The sequence below is a fragment of the Candidatus Aegiribacteria sp. genome (genome assembly GCA_021108005.1).
Classification (GTDB): domain Bacteria; phylum Fermentibacterota; class Fermentibacteria; order Fermentibacterales; family JCC-6; genus Aegiribacteria.
The window spans coordinates 104890-123305 of sequence record JAIORS010000218.1 but is presented as its reverse complement, the minus strand read 5'-3'; the positions used below and the strand labels follow the sequence as shown (position 1 = coordinate 123305).

Annotated in this window: 15 protein-coding genes, 1 tRNA gene and 1 riboswitch; of the genes, 9 read left to right on the top strand and 7 right to left on the bottom strand. The window is 46.4% G+C overall.

Going from position 1 to position 18416, the window contains the following annotated elements; genetic code table 11:
• Window positions 1–126: riboswitch (cobalamin riboswitch) on the top strand. This riboswitch is flagged as partial in the annotation.
• A gap of 70 nt (window positions 127–196) precedes the next feature.
• Window positions 197–1393 carry a hypothetical protein gene (locus K8S15_14140; protein ID MCD4777173.1) on the top strand — a complete coding sequence of 399 codons (1197 nt, stop codon included), beginning with the start codon at window positions 197–199 and terminating at the stop codon, window positions 1391–1393.
• Between the two features lie 16 nt (window positions 1394–1409).
• Entirely contained in the window at window positions 1410–2231 is an 822-nt protein-coding gene (locus tag K8S15_14135; GenBank protein MCD4777172.1) for a T9SS type A sorting domain-containing protein, read from the top strand.
• A gap of 6 nt (window positions 2232–2237) precedes the next feature.
• Here K8S15_14135 and K8S15_14130 read toward each other — a convergent pair whose 3' ends face one another.
• Complete coding sequence (locus tag K8S15_14130; protein ID MCD4777171.1) at window positions 2238–3296, bottom strand: hypothetical protein; 1059 nt, start codon at window positions 3294–3296, stop codon at window positions 2238–2240.
• 296 nt (window positions 3297–3592) lie between these two features.
• Here K8S15_14130 and K8S15_14125 point away from each other — a divergent pair, with 296 nt between their 5' ends.
• Genes K8S15_14125 through K8S15_14115 form a run of 3 tightly spaced genes read left to right on the top strand, consistent with a single transcriptional unit; the run spans window position 3593 to window position 5500 of the window.
• Window positions 3593–3925, top strand: coding sequence for a metalloregulator ArsR/SmtB family transcription factor (locus K8S15_14125; protein MCD4777170.1), 333 nt, complete (start codon window positions 3593–3595; stop codon window positions 3923–3925).
• A 28-nt stretch (window positions 3926–3953) separates the two neighbouring features.
• Entirely contained in the window at window positions 3954–5255 is a 1302-nt protein-coding gene (locus K8S15_14120; GenBank protein MCD4777169.1) for a permease, read from the top strand.
• Between the two features lie 8 nt (window positions 5256–5263).
• Window positions 5264–5500, top strand: coding sequence for a thioredoxin family protein (locus tag K8S15_14115; GenBank protein ID MCD4777168.1), 237 nt, complete (start codon window positions 5264–5266; stop codon window positions 5498–5500).
• Here K8S15_14115 and K8S15_14110 read toward each other — a convergent pair.
• The 3 genes from K8S15_14110 to K8S15_14100 are packed head-to-tail and all read right to left on the bottom strand — an operon-like array spanning window position 5497 to window position 8193.
• A complete protein-coding gene (locus K8S15_14110) occupies window positions 5497–6645 on the bottom strand; it encodes an NHL repeat-containing protein (protein ID MCD4777167.1) in 1149 nt (382 codons plus the stop codon). The genes K8S15_14115 and K8S15_14110 overlap by 4 nt on opposite strands.
• 24 nt (window positions 6646–6669) lie before the next feature.
• The gene (locus tag K8S15_14105) at window positions 6670–7938 is read right to left on the bottom strand and encodes a hypothetical protein (protein MCD4777166.1); all 1269 of its coding nucleotides are present in this window, start codon (window positions 7936–7938) and stop codon (window positions 6670–6672) included.
• Window positions 7939–8193, bottom strand: coding sequence for a hypothetical protein (locus tag K8S15_14100; GenBank protein ID MCD4777165.1), 255 nt, complete (start codon window positions 8191–8193; stop codon window positions 7939–7941). It lies immediately after the preceding gene.
• Window positions 8194–8443: 250 nt separating this feature from the next.
• Here K8S15_14100 and K8S15_14095 point away from each other — a divergent pair.
• Window positions 8444–8532, top strand: a tRNA-Ser gene (locus tag K8S15_14095).
• Between the two features lie 499 nt (window positions 8533–9031).
• Here the strand turns inward: K8S15_14095 and K8S15_14090 are convergent.
• Window positions 9032–10372: a hypothetical protein gene (locus K8S15_14090; GenBank protein MCD4777164.1), complete on the bottom strand. Its 1341-nt coding sequence runs from the start codon at window positions 10370–10372 to the stop codon at window positions 9032–9034.
• A gap of 564 nt (window positions 10373–10936) precedes the next feature.
• Between K8S15_14090 and K8S15_14085 the strand changes: the two genes are divergently transcribed.
• The 3 genes from K8S15_14085 to K8S15_14075 all read left to right on the top strand — a co-directional run bounded on the left by K8S15_14085 (window position 10937) and on the right by K8S15_14075 (window position 13707).
• Window positions 10937–12010, top strand: coding sequence for a hypothetical protein (locus tag K8S15_14085; GenBank protein MCD4777163.1), 1074 nt, complete (start codon window positions 10937–10939; stop codon window positions 12008–12010).
• A gap of 237 nt (window positions 12011–12247) precedes the next feature.
• Entirely contained in the window at window positions 12248–12709 is a 462-nt protein-coding gene (locus K8S15_14080) for a hypothetical protein (protein ID MCD4777162.1), read from the top strand.
• 29 nt (window positions 12710–12738) lie between these two features.
• On the top strand, window positions 12739–13707 hold the full coding sequence (locus tag K8S15_14075; GenBank protein MCD4777161.1) for an MBL fold metallo-hydrolase: 969 nt from the start codon (window positions 12739–12741) through the stop codon (window positions 13705–13707).
• 53 nt (window positions 13708–13760) lie between these two features.
• Here the strand turns inward: K8S15_14075 and K8S15_14070 are convergent, their stop codons facing one another.
• Complete coding sequence (locus K8S15_14070; protein MCD4777160.1) at window positions 13761–16655, bottom strand: metallophosphoesterase; 2895 nt, start codon at window positions 16653–16655, stop codon at window positions 13761–13763.
• A 12-nt stretch (window positions 16656–16667) separates the two neighbouring features.
• Window positions 16668–18338 carry a YncE family protein gene (locus K8S15_14065; GenBank protein MCD4777159.1) on the bottom strand — a complete coding sequence of 557 codons (1671 nt, stop codon included), beginning with the start codon at window positions 18336–18338 and terminating at the stop codon, window positions 16668–16670.
• Window positions 18339–18416: the final 78 nt, after the last annotated feature.

Below are 18416 nucleotides of genomic sequence, written 5' to 3'. Positions count from 1 at the left end.
ATCCGGCGCGGCCCCGCCGCTGTAACCAGGAACGAAACCGCAACAGCCATCTCCCGTAAGGGGTGAGAAGGCGCGGTAGTAGGAAGCCTGGAAGCCAGAAGACCTTCTGCCGATATTTTTATTTTCACCTTCGCGGGAGGGTGGAAAAGACATAGTGTTTTTTCCGCGCCAATCGTGACAGAATAAGGGAGCGATTATGCTTTCTCTCTCGATGATTCTGTTGCATCTTGTTCTTGTTGCAGCAGATAACGCGTACGTGATCGATACGAGCGGCAGTCTTGTAGAAATTAATCTTGTTTCGGGTGCTGTTAATCCCGGAGTTGCCGGACTGGGAAACTATCCGAACGATATCCTATACTCCGATGGGTATGTATACGTTGTTAACTCGGGTAGCGATAACTCCGCGCTACAGCGGATAAACGTGGAAACCTGGGTAATAGATAACCTGGCCATTGGAACAGGATACAACTGCTGGGGAGAGCAGTTACTTTCCTCCGATACACTTCTGATAAGCGCGGCACTGAATAATTCACTGGTAATTGTTTCGACAGAGCCCTTGTCAGTTCTTTCCGAGATACCGGGGGTTGGGCCGTGCCCGGAGTGGATGTGTCTTGCGGAAGGTTCTGCATGGGTGGCCTGCGGCGGATGGGGCAGCGACAATAACCTCGTCAAAGTTGATCTGACAACAATGACGGTCTCTGACACTATCGAAGTTGAGATCAACTGTCAGTCTGTTGCGTACGATGGAATCGATGAGCTCTTCGTAGTGAACAGTGGAACGTATGGAAATAATGAGGGTTCGATAAGCGTGATCAACGCTATATCAGGCAGTGTAACCGAAAACCTGTTAACAGGCGGATTTCCCTCAACAATATGTATCAGGGACAACAGAGCGTATATCGGTGACGGATGGGGACCTGGAGTATATGTAGTTACTACTGATACACATGAGATTCTTCACAATTCCTCAAATCCTGCTTTCACCGGCGGTACCGGTTTCGCTATCGATTCCTCGCAGAATCTGTTTGTAACCGATGCGATGAGTGGTCAGGTTCGGGTTTATGATCAGAATGATCAACTTCTTAAATCCTATACAGTCAGTAATCCGGGAGCTATCGCCGTAAGAGGAAGTTTGACAGGTATCGAAACAGCCGAAGTGAATATACCATCATCGTGTCTACGGATATCTCCCGTTCCGGCTTCCTCAGTTATCACAGTAACAGGCGCAGTTCCACATGAAAGCATTCACGTCTTCGATCTGTCCGGAAGGCGCGTGGCATCATCGGTATCCGACGAATCCGGAATATCGAGTTTTAGTATTAAAAACCTCCCTGAAGGTCTCTACAGTGTCGTATCCGGGGAACTGTCCGGCAGAATTACTGTTCTGCGATGAAGACGTGTGATTAAGCATGATCTGTGTTCTTACACTGATGTTGTGCATCTCGACTGCCGATCCCTGGGCTGATGGCTCACCGGATGTGATGTATGGAGAAGGAGCAGGATTCGGGCAGGAATACTACCCGGGGAACATACTGGGGCCGCCCGATCCGGATGCGACAACAACCTTTCCCTCCTGCTCGGAATCGGAGCTTCTCACCCTTGGAACCGATGGATGGGTTATGCTCGAGTTCATCGACAATATCGTTTTGGACGGTGCCGGACCGGATTTTTCGGTCTTCGAGAATGTATTCCAGTTCGGCGCTATCTACTTCAGGGAATGTGCCTTTGTCGAAGTCAGCCAGGATGGTATCGACTGGGTGATGTTCCCCTGGGATCCGGAGACCCTTGAAGGTCTTGCGGGTGTCTGGCCGACAACGGGTGACGATCCGGCGGATCCTGCTGTTTCCGGAGGGGATCAGTTCGATCTTGCCGATGTTGGTCTATCCTGGATAAAGTATGTACGGCTGACCGATTGCGGCGATGATGTGCAGGATGGCGGGTTGTTCGATCTTGATGCGGTTGTCGCCGTGAACTGGCAGGAAGCAGAGGTATTCGATCAGTACGAGCTTAACTGTTTTCCGAATCCGGTAAATGATTTTCTCAGCGTTCATGTCCTGGAGCCCGGAACGATCCGGCTTTACTCACTGGATGGCAGACTGAGATATATGGATGAAATCCCTGAGGGTTCGTGCGATATTGGGATGAGCGGTTATCCTGAAGGCGTGTATGTTCTCAGGTTTTCGTATCCGGCAGGACCGGACAAATCCGTTCTGTTCACTGTGACGAAATAGGCGATGCTAGCGGGGGTGTGCTTTATTAATGCTGTACTGTTTCAACTCTTCAGGTAAGCCTGGTATAGTTGGGCTTTTAATCTGAAGTTTGTCATACAATTCAAGGAAATAGCGAGCTCCTTCTGAAAGGCTTTGTTGAATTGCTTCTTCGCCATACTCGTTGATAATATGATATACCATAAATTTGCCTGCTATGCAGCCGTATTTGTCCCAGTATTTGCCTACGTTTGATTTCATTAATATGCTGTCTTTTTCTTGTTCACAAGTTTCGATATTCAATAATATTTTTACAGCAGCATCCAATTGACCAAATGCATCTTTTTCATGTTCTTTAAGTTCATTTGACGTATTATAGTATTTAATTAAATATTGCATCTGGTTATGACTTAGATAATGAGCAATTCCTTCATTTTGGATTATTTCTACCAGCTGTCCAATTTTTGTAGTATCTCTATTGTTTTTCCAGTAGGATGATACGTGCTGATATTCTGCAAATACTAAATGGAATAACTCGTGAGACATCGTATTTGAAACATTGTCATTTAGAAGTTCATCGACATCATCACCGTACAAATTTGTTAAAATCGATAGATTTATAATAATAACAGATTCTCCTTGTTCGGTAACATTGTAATGATCATCTATCTTTGTAATTTCTCGAACCATTGCATCACCCCATTCCCAACCAGTTAAGACGAAATACACATTACATGTAATATTTAGAGGGTAATCTGTGGGAATATAAGGCTTTATTCTGTCTACAATTTCTCCCTGAAAATCATATTCTTTGATTTCATTCAACAACATAGAAGATGCGTCCCTTTGCAGCCATGCCAGTTTTAAACCGTAAGGGTCTGATCCTGAAGAATCATTGATTGAAAAAGATCTTAATTCATCGTAAAAAGTTGGTAGATCATTTTGAGACAGTGTGTTGCCTACAACTCCAGCCATGATTTGTGTACATGGTTGCTTTAAAATCTCTTTCATGGTTGTTTCCGAGTTATCATTAAACCACTGTAGTAATAAGTCAGAGGATTTTGTATGGATACTGAATTCTATCTTCATATTTCAAACTTCTATACAGTTATTTTTGTCGATACAATTAGATGATGTCACTATTTCCATTCCTTGCTTTCATACTTGTCTGATGCGTTATCCACGTGCAACCAGACTGCAATTTAAGATAAAAGTAATTCCCTAAACAATAGTACCAATATAACTAACTTCTCTGACCCGTAAGCATGAGATCATATAGTTCATCCAAAGTGAGTTACCTGTTGAAACAGCTTTAAAGTGATTTTAGATTGTTGACATTCAAGGAATTTTACATATTGTACAAATATACAAATAGGAGGGGCTGAATGGTTTTTGATAAGGATAGATACCAGAAACGTGCAGAGATTCTCAGGGCAATGGCCAACGCGGCGCGGTTGGTGATCGTTGAGAGGCTTTCATCGGGTGACAGAACAGTCGGGGAACTTACTGAAATGGTGAATCTTGATATTTCCACAGTTTCAAGGCATCTCCTGATTCTTCGCAATGCGGGTATTGTTTCCAGCAGAAGAGATGGGAATAAGATGATCTACAATCTCCGTACACCCTGTGTGCTTAATTTCATAAACTGCGTGGAACAGGTGATTGCTCATGAAAACGAAGAACAGGGAGATGACAGCAGTTGCATGGACTGCAGCTGAGATCCGGTGAAGGATTTCAGGAGATGGGATGCGTATAAGAAAAGAGAGTAAGGCCCTGGGATATATGCTGGGGTTCTTTCTGTTCGCGTACTTTCTGCCCGTTGGATGGTACCGCTTCGACAACGCTGTTTTTGAAGCATTATTCCTTCTCAGGGAATACGCCAGAGAGCATGTGCTTACATGCCTTATTCCTGCATTCTTCATAGCGGGAGCCATATCGGTATTTCTAAGTAAGAATTCCGTAATGAAGTACCTTGGCGCACGGGCGAAAAAAGTTGTGGCTTACGGAGTGGCTTCGGTTTCAGGCAGTATACTCGCTGTGTGTTCGTGCACTGTTCTTCCGCTATTCGCAGGGATCTACAGGATGGGGGCGGGTATCGGGCCCGCGACCACTTTCCTTTATTCCGGCCCCGCGATAAACGTTCTCGCGATAATCCTGACTGCCAGAATTCTTGGTATTGAACTGGGTTTAGCCCGAGCGGTGGGCGCGATAGTCTTCAGTATTGTGATCGGTCTTATAATGCAGATGATCTACGGCGGGAGGGAGCAGGAGCGAACTGCGGAAGCGGTAAAAGCGGCCACAGGAGAAATCGACAGACCTTTGTGGCAAACTGCTTTGTATTTCGGAAGCATGGTTGGAATACTGATCTTTGCCAACTGGGGCAAACCATCCGGCAATGGCGGTATCTGGAGCCTGATATACTCTGTGAAGTGGTCTGTTACCGGAGCTTTCGCGATAATGCTGGGGCTGATTCTTCACAATTGGTTCGGTGTTAAATTATGGAAACTGCTCATTGTAAGCGCGGTAATTGCAGGTCTTGGTTTAGGTTTTCCCGGATATCCGGTTATCGCGTTCGCAGGCGGCCTTGCGGGGTTATCGGCAGTACTTTCAACCGGGAACATTGAAGTGAAGACATGGCTCAGCTCAACATATGATTTCGCAAAACAGATACTGCCCCTGCTTTTCGCAGGGGTTCTTGTAGCTGGCGCGCTGCTGGGCAGGCCGGGGCACGAGGGGCTGATACCTTCGGAGTGGATCAGCTCAGCTGTGGGAGGTAATTCCGTACAGGCAAACCTGTTCGCATCAATTGCCGGAGCGTTCATGTACTTCGCTACGCTTACGGAAGTACCAATTCTTCAGGGACTGATAGGTTCAGGAATGGGGAAAGGGCCCGCCCTGGCGCTGCTTCTGGCCGGTCCCGCTCTTTCTCTTCCCAACATGCTTGTGATCAGAAGTATTATGGGAACCGGCCGGACCGTAACTTTCGTCACTCTGGTAGTGATAATGGCAACAGTAAGCGGAATATTCTTTGGAATCTTCGCTGGTTAGGGGTTGAAATGAAAATTAAGATACTTGGAGGCGGTTGCCCGAAATGCAAAAAACTGGCGAAATTGGCCGAAGAAACCGCCGCTGAACTGAATCTTGACTTCGAAATAGAAAAGATCACGGATATCAATGAAATCATATCCTATGGAGTAATGCTTACCCCCGCGCTTGTGGTGGACGGTGAAGTATTGATATCGGGTTCAGTTCCCTCAAAGGAAGAAATAACCAGGTGCCTTTCCGGAAATTAAAGATCCTCTACAACCCCGGACAGATCAATCTGAACTATGGTTTGATCGATGGTAATGCCGTATAGCTGATAACCATCTGCCATCGCCATATCATAGAAAGTCATACCCGGGTCGAATGTGTCGAGGTAGGTTCCGTTATTGTCAAAAACCTTAAGATCGCCGAAATCACTCACCCATAGCCTGCCCTGTGGATCGATGCAGAAGCATAACGGGGAAGTGAACTGTCCCGGACGGTCTCCATCGCTTCCGAACCGGTCAAGGAAACGTCCATCGGGGCTGAACTTGAAAAAGCTTTCATTAAATGAGCCGTACGCGAAGATATTCCCCATACCGTCAACCTCTACATCCGTATCAAGTTCCGAATCACAGCTCTGGCCGCTTATGGCCTCCTCAAGAAGAAAATCAATTCTGCCGTCCGGTGCAAACTTTATGATATCATCACTGTTTTTGTACCATGAGGCGACAACACTTCCGTCATCGCAGACTTCAACGTCGTCGAAACCCCACCCGTCCGGATGCTGAAGAGAGCCCACAAGTTCCCCGTTGCCGGCATCGTGAATGTAAAGCTCGCTGTCGTAAATCAGATATAACAATCCGTCTCTCGATAAAGCCATCGAATGCAGATAGATATCATCGGACTTTCCGTAGTTCCACTGGCTGGTATAGTTTCCATTGGTATCGAAGATCTGGATTTTACCACCTTCGGATTCAGCAACATAGATGTTTCCCTGAGTGTCAACACATATCTGTTCGGCATCCTGGAAATATCCCGCTCCCATTCCCGAACCCCCGAACTCAAGTACTACGGGAACGGCCGTTTCTCCGGCGATAACCGAAACTGTTTCTTTTAACATCTCTCCGACACCGGATGATCTCATCTGATAGAAAATAAAGCCCGCAATTCCTGCGAATAGAACCAGAGACACTATCACACCAATGCAGGATCTCTTAGCCCCGCCCGAATTAAAAACGACCGTTGGCTGAAAAGGCGTTGTTCCCTTAGCATGGTCTGATGAATCATCGTAGGAAAATGAGTCAGGAACTATCACAGTACTGTCACAGTAAGGGCAGGAAAGCGTTTTCTGACCCTTTTTAATCTGCAGGGACGCCCCACAGGAAGGGCAGTCAAATTCTCTGATTTTCATAAACCACCTCGTTAAATTAATCGGCTATTGATCAGGATATAGAATGTTCATCAATTCCATTGAAACTTCCCTTACACCGATTTCATCCATCATCATTCCCTCAAAAAAAGACGCCCTTACCAATGCGTTTTCTATCATAAGTCTGCCTGGTGGAACGAGAATCGAATTGCGTAATTCCACAAGCACTTTTGATTTAAGGGTATCCTGAATTGCTGTACCGTCAGTATTTATCATCCAGATGGACACATCTCCCATAATACTGTATTGAACATCAAAGAGGATCCTATCCTCGAACCGCGAGAGAACATCCCTTCCGATTATCCTCTCAAGAACCGATTTCATTACCGGGCCTCGTTGCGGATTAGAAAGCCGTCCGGGTAATTGGATATTCACAGCGTTTGGAATGGTGGAGGCATCAAAATCGCTGAAAGGATATTCACCTTCAGGCTGCAGGGGCGTTTCAACCCGGTATTGGCTTGAAGGGGGTGGAAGCGGGGAGGGGGAAGTCCTCTGTGGTTTCGTTGTTCCGTTCCCCCTGATCCAGAGAAGATGTTCCGAATCATCTCTTATCGGGTATAGGTTTACAATAAGGTCCTCCACAGCGGAGATGGCCCCGCCCCAGGTTTCCATGTAATGTGTGTCCAGACGGTGTGGTTCTATCTGAATGCCGGAGAGGTTGGAAGGTACATTTCCATGAACACAGGTGAATGCCATGTTTACTGAAGTATTGCCTGAGGGAACAACCTCCGTACCGGTGCCCCTCCATGCGGCTGAAGACAGAGGTATGGCCTCGGGAAAATCTGTCCAGAAAAAAGCGTTTTGATTCTCCGGGGAATTTACCATGAGAGTGTCCGCCTCCCGCTCAAGCCATCGGCTGCTTCTTAGCGGTAGTTCAAGCGGGGGAGAATCCGTACCCTGCTGGCTGAAAAACAGAACCGATGAAGAACAGTCCGATACAGGGATCAGTTGCAGGCCTGCGCTCAGTGCTGAATTATCTGGTATGCATTCAACTGAGGCGAGGGATCGTGCGGTCTCAAGAATTTCCACCCCTACACCGTTGGGACAGATGATTATGTATCCCGCCCATCCTGCCCTCTGAATCATCATGCCGCTGCAGGCAAGTGTCCAGAATTCCTCCCTCTGCCATTGTGTAAGACCCTCCCAGGGTTCCTCCGGCAGGAGACCGTCTTTCATCATCACAACGATGATATCCGATGACCCGGATATTTCAGGAAGATCGTATACGGGTGTACCGATGTTCATGAGAAGCGAGATCAGAATAAGTGAAGTCAATTATATATCTCCCATCATCTGTTCAAGTTCCTCTGTTCTGGCATTCAGCTGGTTGACGACCGAATCCGCCTCATCGATAAGATTGTACGCGCCTGTTATCGCGTCCTGCGGGCTTGTATGCTGCATCTCCTGAGTTTGCGTGGTATCCGGCTGTGTAGAAGCAGTGGAATCCGCAGCAATTTCAGTCTCAGATTCTCCGCCACATGCAGCGGAAAGACCGAGTATAGCAACAGTAATCAACAAAATTGTTTTCATTAAATCGTCCCTTCCATCTCCCGTGCTTCGGCTTCATCAAACCACACCGACACTATACTTCAATTTGTAACCGGAACCCCTCTTTGACATGTCGTAATTATCAGGTTCTGTATCCCGCGCAATTGTATCTTCGTTTCTATAGGAAGTACTCATTCCCATAACAGGATATTTATACACAATTCCATCCGCAATAGGGAATGTACCTTGACCTTCGGTGCTTACTTTACAATAATTCCGTCCCGCTTATTGCGGAGAGGTGGCCGAGTATGGCTTAAGGCGTACGCCTGCTAAGCGTATGAGATTATATCTCCGAGGGTTCAAATCCCTCCCTCTCCGCCAGTTGATCAAATCCCCGGAAATCTCCGGATTCTCAGAAAATGATGGCTCTAACCCACCAATGGGTACATTGTTCGACAGGGTTTTGCTTTCATAGAAGTTGTCGATTCGGACTTTCGGTCAAAGACCGAGCTGATAAGTTTATCCAGATAAGAGAAACGAGTCGAAGGAAATACCACCTACTCCTTTATTGGAACCGGATGCGCGTTTGTTCCCAACATGTCAATCTACCGTAGCCTCTCATCTGACAGCTTCAGCAGACACAACCGTTGGTAATCCTGTCCAACGAAATTCCTATACCTTAAGCAAGCCGCTGTCTAGTCAGTCTATCATGGTTATTTCACTATAAAGTTCTATAGCATAAATGACAGGGTTACGATATGTCTTGATTTTAGACGAGTTCTTCGTAGCATCGGAACATATCATACACAAGGATATATACTGCCTGATAGTGGTGTTCTATTGGACAGTAAACCAGTGTTCCGAATCCGATTTCATGTGGCTACCAAAGGTGACCATCCTCTTCGGGATAAAGTTTAGGAATGACAAACATGAACACATTGCGATCCGGCGTGTCATCAGCTCCCCAGTACGCACCGTGAGAAGTGAAACCATAGAACTCTAAGGCATTCCTGAAGCTCATACGCATCCCGTTGTCGTAACGGATGTTCTCGATCGGCTGCTTGACATTCTTCTTTTGTCCCTTAACTTCTTCGATTTTCGCAACGGTTATGTAAGCTTTACCGGGCTTCTTAATATTCTTTGTAAAACTGGAGCCTAGTAGATCGATGGGTGCATACACATTGATCCACCTCTCAGGTACTCCTGGAGCTGCATGTCGGTCCTTAAAATATTGTGGTGCGGTAGCCTTTACGAAGTCATATGCCGAGCCGATTGTCACAAGCTTCTTGATTTTCTCAAAAGCTAGCTCAGGCGGATGTTCCTTAGGGAACAGGGCGTCAATTGCCAGTATCGAACCGAAGCTGTACGAAATAAGTGTTGCCGACCGATATCGATCGTTCTCCCGAAACCTCTCCGCCTGCTCTGATAGGCCATGCATCAGTATTCCCCGCCGATCTGTTGTCCGCAGGTAGGCGCTGGCTGACAGCAGCCCACTTCCAATCAATGAAATACTATTTCGAAGTTTCGAGAATGCAGGTATTCCTAAAGTTGTCATCGCAATCATGATCAATTGGGGAATCGTGATCTTAGCAGATGCATCACCTATAATCGGGAGCTCGTCAAAATGGTTAACTGCATCAATTGCGGCCCATATGAGGAACACTGAGTACAACGCCACCACCACTACAACCCCTACTGCTAGAACGAGCTGGAGCCGACCCTTCTTAGCCCTACTCGGAGATAGTTTAAAGAAACGAATGAAGGTTCGAACATGCAGTAGTGCGAGTATCGTCCGGAATATGCGCACAATGATGTTCTGTCTTTCCCAGGATTCCGTGAGATATGCTGCCCACGCGTATTCGAAGATATCGAACTCTGGTGTTTCTTCTTCACCATCTTTTCGCAGAATGGTGGCAACATGATGGGTCTTTGGACTTGAGGAATCATCGGACATGGTGACGGCCCCGGAATGCCATTCGATGCTCCATTTCGAGGAGCCAGTGCGGGATTGCTTCTCGCACGCATCCCTCAACCTCGTGACGACTCCGTTAATTGTTTTGCCAGCCGCACTACCTATGTCGAGCGGACCGATATAGAGAATGGCTTCCCTGGGTCGGTCATCGGAGGGTTTTGGTGATTGATTTTTCGAATAGTCTGTGTCAGTGACTGCAGATTCCTGAACTGATAATGTGCTATCAGAATCGCTCATTGATTTTTCCATTGTCGCCTCATTCTGATCATGCGTGCGTCAACCACGATCTCGCTGCTGTTTATAAGATCTCAGGATCACTTGCTGTGACCATCATATCACTAAGACAAGCTGATAGAAAAAGGACTTCTTCCATTTGCAATAGCAATTCTGAACGAAAACCCTCATAGCAACGAATCTCATCAAAATGACATTACCGAGTATAACCCAGCATGTCAAGTAAATCAGTAGATACATGAACCTTAATCATCCAACCATATATAAATCTATTTCCGGATGGTCACTAAATCCTATATCCGTCTTACCTGGATCTCAGTAAAGCTATCACCCGCTTCAAAATTCTCCGCCAGTTCATCATATTCTCAGAAATCTCCGAATTCTAAGAAAATGAAACACGTTCCGCGAGTATTCTTCATGGCATAGGGTATTGAATCTGCAGAATCGGATCTGATTGTGAGTCGTTTCGAATTCCTTTCATAAGAACATAGGGTTTCATGTTTTGCCGGTGAGTAAGAAAAAATATAGTATAATGTTCGGGATCTTACGGTCATTCTGATAATACGAAAGGATATTAGCATGATTAACAATAAAATAAGAATACTGAGCTTTCTTGCTTTATGTGCCGTCCCGGTGCTTATGACAGCATGTGGTGATGTTTCCGGACCATCCCCTGTAGATTCATTGTGCGGATGGGTTGTTGGAAGTACTTCAGGTGGATTCGGTATTATTATTCATACGGTAGATGGAGGAAGCACCTGGGTCCGTCAGGGTGATACCTCTACAATCCCGGATTCGCCACTAGAATCTGTCAGGGCTGTCGATTCTCTTCAAGCATGGGTCGTGGGTGATGCTTCCGGCGGTTATGGCGTAATCCTCAGGACACAGGATGCAGGGGAGACCTGGGAGAGGTTGCCCCAGAGTTCGGGTATACCAGCTTCAGATCTGCTCAATATCAGTATACTTAATGAGAACAGCATCTGGGTTGTTGGCTCTGATAACACGATTATCCAAACAACTGATGGGGGGAATTCCTGGACCTCGATGTCCGATCCGGCATTCGATGCGTACAACATGAGTTCCATTAGCGCTGTTGATGCATCTAATATCTGGATATGTGGTAGAACCATGTTCGATGGTATTATCATCCACTCCACTGACGGTGGGACAAGCTGGACAGCAGAAGGTGATTCAACTCTGATGATAGATTACCCCTTGATTTCGATAAGTGCTTTCGATCAGGATCATTGTTGGGTAGTAGGTCATGGTTACACGTTTGCCAATACTACCGATAGTGGTGTTAACTGGAATTTATGCGGACCTGATTCATTGAATCGAAATCCTCTCGGTTACGATGCCAACGGCGTATGCCCCACCAGTGTAAACAGAGCCTGGGTTGCGTTGGATAACGGCGGGCTCTACCTCACTGAGGATGGTGGAGACAGCTGGACACATCAGTCAGTACCTGGTGGTGCTCACGGATGCTATCTGCTTCGGACATGTGCTACAGATCAGAACACCGCATGGACAGTGGGCACCGGAATAGGTGTTGGCATAATTCTCCATACGACAGATGGCACGACCTGGTCATCGCAGACAGCTCCGACCAATAACGGATTCAGCGATGTTTCATTCGTTGATTCATATAATTGATTCAACCGGATTATTCCGGGTTGGGCCCGTACAAATTCGGAGAAAATTCGAGAGCGAGATATGAATCACAAGTAATGACGAAAAGCTGGTCACAGGCCAGTAGTTGTTACGAAATTCACGGAAGCATTTACTCAAGGTTTGACGGAACGGGGATGGTTGCTGTATTATCACTTTATATATGGAGTATTTGCTGGAAAGGACGTGCCGGAACTTTATTCAAGGATGCGTTGCAGTGATGTGCAATTAAAATTCCTTGCAGCTGAAAGGATAAATGTGGCAATAAGTATTCCAATAGCTCGGGCATACTATCCTGCAAGAACGGGTACAACCCGGATTCTCTGCTGGCTTCCAGAGGATGAGCTGAGAAGAATGATTAGAAGTGGTGACGCGCCGGACGATATAATTGAAGATTTTCCATCCGGTCTTGAGATAGAAGTATCGGCAGACGCTCTTGATGAGTATGAGATAAAGCTGGGTTTCTCGCCGGAATTAATCTGCAGAGCTTATTCTTACTTCATGAATCGAGGTTCGGTAGATAAGTCCGGTCTTGTTGATGGAGCAAGTCTGGAAAGAATTTTGGAACAGGTGCCCGTTAATCGAAGGGGAAACGATCTGGAAGGGGATATTGAACAGGTATTTCCAGTGGGGAAAATACTCCTTAAACCAGGGATGTCCGACGGTGCCGATCCGAATCGGTAAAGGTATTCCTTCAGGAAGCAGGGAACATTATGGCGAATGTTGAAATTTATACGCTTAACGTTGGTCAGGCGGACACTTCTATATTAAAAACACCTGAAGACAATGTGATTGTTATTGATGCTGTAAAACCGAGGAAAACCAGGAAATTGCTTGACAGGATAATCCCGGACTCAAAAGTTGCTTCAAATGGAAAGAAAATTGTTTCCCATCTCATTATCACACATCCACATGAGGATCATTACAGCGCAGTTCAGAGTCTGCTGAAGAGGTACCATGTGCAAAAAGTCATTCTTTCTCCCTTCTGGTTCGAAACTACAACCAATGTGGGTTATCATGATATTCTGAATACTCTTGATTCTCCCGAATCGAATTCATCCTTTCACTTCCTTTCAGGTTACGAACGGATTTATCCTGATGGTGGAACCTTCGATTCATTCGGAGAAGAACCTCTTCTCGAACTGCTGGGGCCTTCCAATGATATCCTCAAAGAGCTTCATCAGTGCGGGAAGCTCAACACCAACCATCTGTCTATCATGACAAGGTTTACATACGACCGATTCAGCATGGTCTTCGCAGGGGATGCCCAGATGGAGAACTGGGCTCAGTACGACAGCGAAGGGATGCTTGCGAATAAGTGTAAAATTCTGAGAACAGCTCACCATGGAAGCATGAACGGAACACAGTGGGAAAGGCTTGAAAAGCTGTCACCCGGTACCGTTATAGTTTCTTCCGATCCCGAAGGGCGCGATAAGCTTCCTGATTTGATAGGGGCGGCGATTTTCAGGAAGTACGATATGTCCAGATCATCCAGAAAGGTATTTCTGACCAGCAGGACCGGAACCATTAAAATAGTCGTAAGCAATCCCGCGTCTGGAAGATTCAAAACGACATCCTACCGAGAGAAATCAACAAAGACCGTTCCCTGGGGAGAAGACAAACCTGATATTCCAAAAACCGACTGGGATCAGTTTATAAAAGATCGCCTGGGAGTAGTGTAAAAGTATCTTAAGAAAAGCTTTTGCATTCAACCAGGATTTTCCTGGAATGTTACTTATCTAATAAAAACCATCCTGCCGCTGTGGTCAATTCCCTGGAACTCCAGCCTGTAACAGTATACACCTGCGGGAACGAAGTTGCCTCGTTCATCCCTGCCGTCCCACGAGATGATGTGATGTCCCGATTCCTGAAAACTTCTCACGAGTGTTTTCACCTGGCGTCCGTAAAGATCGAAGACGGTGAGTGTGACGGGAGAACTGCTGTTCGGCAAGTCGAAGCCGATAGACGCTGAAGTACTGAACGGATTCGGACTGGCGGGCTTCGGGTTGAAGCTTATGGGACCATCGGCAGTCTCTTCTATTCCAGTTGGAATCGGTGTCAGTATCACCACCGAACTTGACATCTCGTTCAGAGAGTCAACCGCCACCTCGATTATTCCGCTGCTGTATCGTCGAACGAATATGCCGCCTGTTACTTCGTAGTCTATACCGGGTTCAGCCATGATGAAATGATGTATGTCGAACCATGTCTCATAATGCTGGTTGACTACTTCCGATCTGATAACACCGCCTGATAATGTATCGATAGAGAACACCAGATTCCCAAGATACCAGCCGTACTCGGTATTCCTGTAGCCGTCGCCGTCAGTGTCAGCGTCAAAAAACTCTATTTCTCCGTTACTGAGTTTTATACAGCGCCAGCCTACCGTGTCTTCGTCTCCCTCTGGATACTCTCCTTCAGGAATGTCAACGACTTGATACTCGGGATAAATCATCTCTGAATCGGATTGTTCGCGATGATCGATCATCGGACCCTTGCAGATGGATGAGGTCTGAACATGCAGGGGATATCCGGGAAAAGGTACATCTCTCTCCCAGTCATCAGCATGCAGAAAATCATTCCTGCCCATCCAGTTATCGCCTTCATTCAGATACGTTTCAAAGCGGTGTGTGTGTCCTGCAAGAGCCAGACTGAAACCGTAGCTGTCAAGGATGTCCCTGACTCTTCCGGTATTCAGCACCGACCACATGTAAATGTCATACACAGGTCCGTGGGTGATGAAGAAAAGGGTGTTATCCTTTCCTGAATTCAAAACCTGGAGTTTTTCTACCATCCAGTCGAGAACCTCATCAAGCGGACCGCGACAGCGCCACAATTGTGTCGGGCCCAAGTCAGGTCCCGAATCTATGCAGTAGAAGGCGGCATTGCCGAAACGGAACTCGCAGTTCATTACCCGATTGATTTCTTGAAAATAGCGGAAGTAGCCGTATGGATTTGTGAAAAGCCAGTCGTTGTAGTAATCGTGATTGCCCGACATAACCACCACCGGAACACGGAGAAGTGAAAGTATTTTGAGAACAGTGTCAGGGAAAGCGGTTCCAATGTCCATATGCTCACATACATCACCGCTCAATATCACGAACTGCGGGTTAAGGCAGTTCGCCTCATCAACGAATGTATGCAGACGCTCCGCTGTCGTGTAGTCCGTGTCTTCGTAGCCTATGTGAGGGTCTGTTATGTTGATGAACATCCATTCATCGGGATACTCGTTTATGATTTTGACAGCGTTTGTACTGTGATACTGGCAATCGGTGAGATTTACTCCTATATCGTAGAAGTCCGGGGGTATTGAAGATGGAACCGATACTATGATTTTCTGAACCCGTTCGATTCCAGGACCGAATAACTCTATTTCAAAATCACTGCCGGGAAAGCGGTCACTGAACGAGATTTCAATTACCGGCAGAGTGAACGTTTCATTAAGGGGATTCTCCAGCTGAACCTGAACGTCTCCGCTGCTGAAAACACCCAACCGTGATATTAGAATAGTGAATGTCTCTCCTCCTGTGCGAATTACCGGCTGTGTCATTCTGGGAGAAAGAAGAGCTTCCGAAAAATACGTTCCTTCTTCCCCTGTGGAGGGTGGTTCCGTTGATTCGAAGGCGCCTATGTCAACGATTCCGTTCTGTCTCGGATTTCCGTCAGGATCGGTACCGGGCAGGAGAGTCGCGGCAATACCGAAACGTGTTCCTGAATTCAGACAGGGCGAACCATCGACAAGATGAAAGTCCAGATTGCCAGGATCAGCGAAACCCATAAAAGACAGGTTGTCAAATATGTAAGTATTCGTTCCGTCAAGTATCTTGTCGTAATCATCAACAACGACGCAATTTACCAGAGTGAACTCATCGGAGTCGCAGAGCCCATCTCCAGGATGGGGGCCAACAGTGCAGTTCAGCAGTATCGCCTCGTAGTTGCCGATTCCTTTGCAGTCTATTCCGTCCTCTCCGTTGCCGGCTGACAGGCAGCCTATGATTTCGTTATCACCGTTGCTCAGGCAGATGCCGTCAGTTCCATTGCCGGTAATAATACAGTTGGTTGCATGAAGGCTGGCTGCGTCACAGCAGTTTATTCCATCATTGTCATTGTCCGTTATCTGGCAGTTGTTGACAGAAGGGCAGGCTTCGTATCCGGTCAGCAGTACACCGTGCCATTTGCCGTCACGAATAATGCAGTTTTCTATCAGAGGGGAACAATTATCAATCCACAATCCACCCTTGTTCTCAGCGGAAATGTTGCCGGCACCTTCGATTGTACAGAATTCGAGGTGTGAGCTGCTGGAAGCAATTCGGATGTAGTTGTATTCATCTGTTCCCGGAGAAGTCTGGAAAATGATCTGCTGATTCAGTGTGCCGATTGCTGTAAGTGTACCGAAAACATCAAACTCGTATTCCTCAAGAATTCCATCTTCGAACTGGAATACAACACCCGGGGCCAGAGTGAGAGTATCACCACTGGCAACTGAAATGTCATCGATGATTGTGTAAGTACCTTCGGGCAGGAAACCGGAAAGCTCTCCCTGGAGATCGACTGCATGCACTTGCTGAACTCCACCATGAATCAGACAGGCAGCGCCAATCAGCGGAATGATTCTATCAGGAAGTTTCATGATTATCCCTTTTCAGCGAAGAATAACCGAGACGCTGTTATCCAGAGGATTCGTTACGTATGCGTACTCCCCGGAAGGAAGAACACATATTCTGAAAGGTTCGTACTCCATATCCATTACAGCAACAATTCTATTGTCGGATGTTCGAATTACCATGATACTCTTCTCTGTGCTGTTTGTTACGTATACATACTCTCCGGAAGGAACGGAGCAGATTCCAAGGGGAGAACTGTTTGTAATTATGGTAGTTTCAATTGTATTGTCGGATGTTCGAATCACAGAAACGTTATCGTCTGAAGTATTAGTCACATACACATATTCCCCGGAAGGAATAGAGCAGATCCCACCTGGGGAATCACCTACATTAACAGTAGCTACAACTGTATTGTCTGAAGTTCGAATCACGGAGACATTATCGTCTATGCTGTTAACCACGTACACGTATTCCCCGGAAGGAAGAGAACAGATTGCATCTGGAAGATTCCCCACAGAAACGGTAGCTACAACGGAATTGTCGGATGTGCGAATCACGGAAACGTCATCATCGAAAAATCCTGCATTGGTTACGTACACGTATTCTCCCGAAGGAAGAGTACAGATGGCTTTTGGCTGATATCCTACGTCAACTGTATCTGCAACTGTGTTATCGGATGTACGAATCACAGAAACATTCTGATCACCATTATTAGCCACGTACACGTACTCCCCGGACGGAAGGGAACAGACTCCCATAGGGTTTTCTCCAACATCAACGGTGGCAATAACGGAGTTATCGGATGTTCTGATTACGGAGACAGTATGATCGCTGTTATTCGCAACGTATACGAAGTTACCGGAAGAAAGAGCGCAAATGTCGCAGGGGTTGTTTTCTACACCAACCGTGGCAATAACTGAATCGGGAATTCCTTCAGGAATAATTACGATCAATTCGTTGCTCCAGCTCACCATGGACTTCGTATTCGATGTTATGAGAGCGTAATAATAGGTTGTAGAAGCGTCTGCCTCAGTGTGGGTATAAGAGGTAACCCCCGATAATGAATAGTGACATATTCTTTCCGCAAACGTAGTGTCCTCTGCAATATTCGGTGAAGTTGAGCAGAAGAGTTTGTAGTATTGAAAATCCATATCGACGCATTTCGACCAGTAGAGTTCAACATGGTTCATCCAGACATTACTGTTTGACAGAATTGACGGCGTAGGGACAGAACCGGGAGTTAGGAATGATATCTCGTTGCTCCAGGCAATCAGGTCGTAGGTATTCGTTGTCTTGAGTGCATAGTAATAGGTAGTGGCCCAATCCGCTTCATCATCGGTAAAACTTGTGTCGTCATCGGTTTCAATGGTACAAAGGATGGTCGCTGAAGAGATATCAGCGGAAATATCAGGCTGGAGTGAACGATACAGAGTATAATCCTTTAATGTTGTATCGGGGCAAATGGACCAGGTTGCTGTTATTCTGCAGCTCCCTTTTGCACCTGTTCCGCTTTCTGTTTCTGTCAACGCAATGGAATCATTCATTCCGGACGATCCGGATGATAAGACCTTTGAGGAATCACCGGTGAATGTAACCGAAAGAACCGAAGAGGTTGGTGGAGGTCCGGATGGCGCTGTAGGATCATCACCGCAGGAACCGATAATCAGTACAAGGAAAACACAGACAGGAACAATACATTTAATTGGCATGACTATTTCTCCAAAAGGTTTACGCAAACTTATAACTGATTAGAAAACCGTTTCCCGCAAGTGTTATACAAGTATCCT

Coding starts and splice junctions, on each gene's coding strand:
- K8S15_14140 (MCD4777173.1), top strand. CDS start 197: ATGCTTTCTCTCTCGATGATTCTGTTGCATCTTGTTCTTGTTGCAGCA.
- K8S15_14135 (MCD4777172.1), top strand. CDS start 1,410: ATGATCTGTGTTCTTACACTGATGTTGTGCATCTCGACTGCCGATCCC.
- K8S15_14130 (MCD4777171.1), bottom strand. CDS start 3,296: ATGAAGATAGAATTCAGTATCCATACAAAATCCTCTGACTTATTACTA.
- K8S15_14125 (MCD4777170.1), top strand. CDS start 3,593: ATGGTTTTTGATAAGGATAGATACCAGAAACGTGCAGAGATTCTCAGG.
- K8S15_14120 (MCD4777169.1), top strand. CDS start 3,954: ATGCGTATAAGAAAAGAGAGTAAGGCCCTGGGATATATGCTGGGGTTC.
- K8S15_14115 (MCD4777168.1), top strand. CDS start 5,264: ATGAAAATTAAGATACTTGGAGGCGGTTGCCCGAAATGCAAAAAACTG.
- K8S15_14110 (MCD4777167.1), bottom strand. CDS start 6,645: ATGAAAATCAGAGAATTTGACTGCCCTTCCTGTGGGGCGTCCCTGCAG.
- K8S15_14100 (MCD4777165.1), bottom strand. CDS start 8,193: ATGAAAACAATTTTGTTGATTACTGTTGCTATACTCGGTCTTTCCGCT.
- K8S15_14090 (MCD4777164.1), bottom strand. CDS start 10,372: ATGGAAAAATCAATGAGCGATTCTGATAGCACATTATCAGTTCAGGAA.
- K8S15_14085 (MCD4777163.1), top strand. CDS start 10,937: ATGATTAACAATAAAATAAGAATACTGAGCTTTCTTGCTTTATGTGCC.
- K8S15_14075 (MCD4777161.1), top strand. CDS start 12,739: ATGGCGAATGTTGAAATTTATACGCTTAACGTTGGTCAGGCGGACACT.
- K8S15_14070 (MCD4777160.1), bottom strand. CDS start 16,655: ATGAAACTTCCTGATAGAATCATTCCGCTGATTGGCGCTGCCTGTCTG.
- K8S15_14065 (MCD4777159.1), bottom strand. CDS start 18,338: ATGCCAATTAAATGTATTGTTCCTGTCTGTGTTTTCCTTGTACTGATT.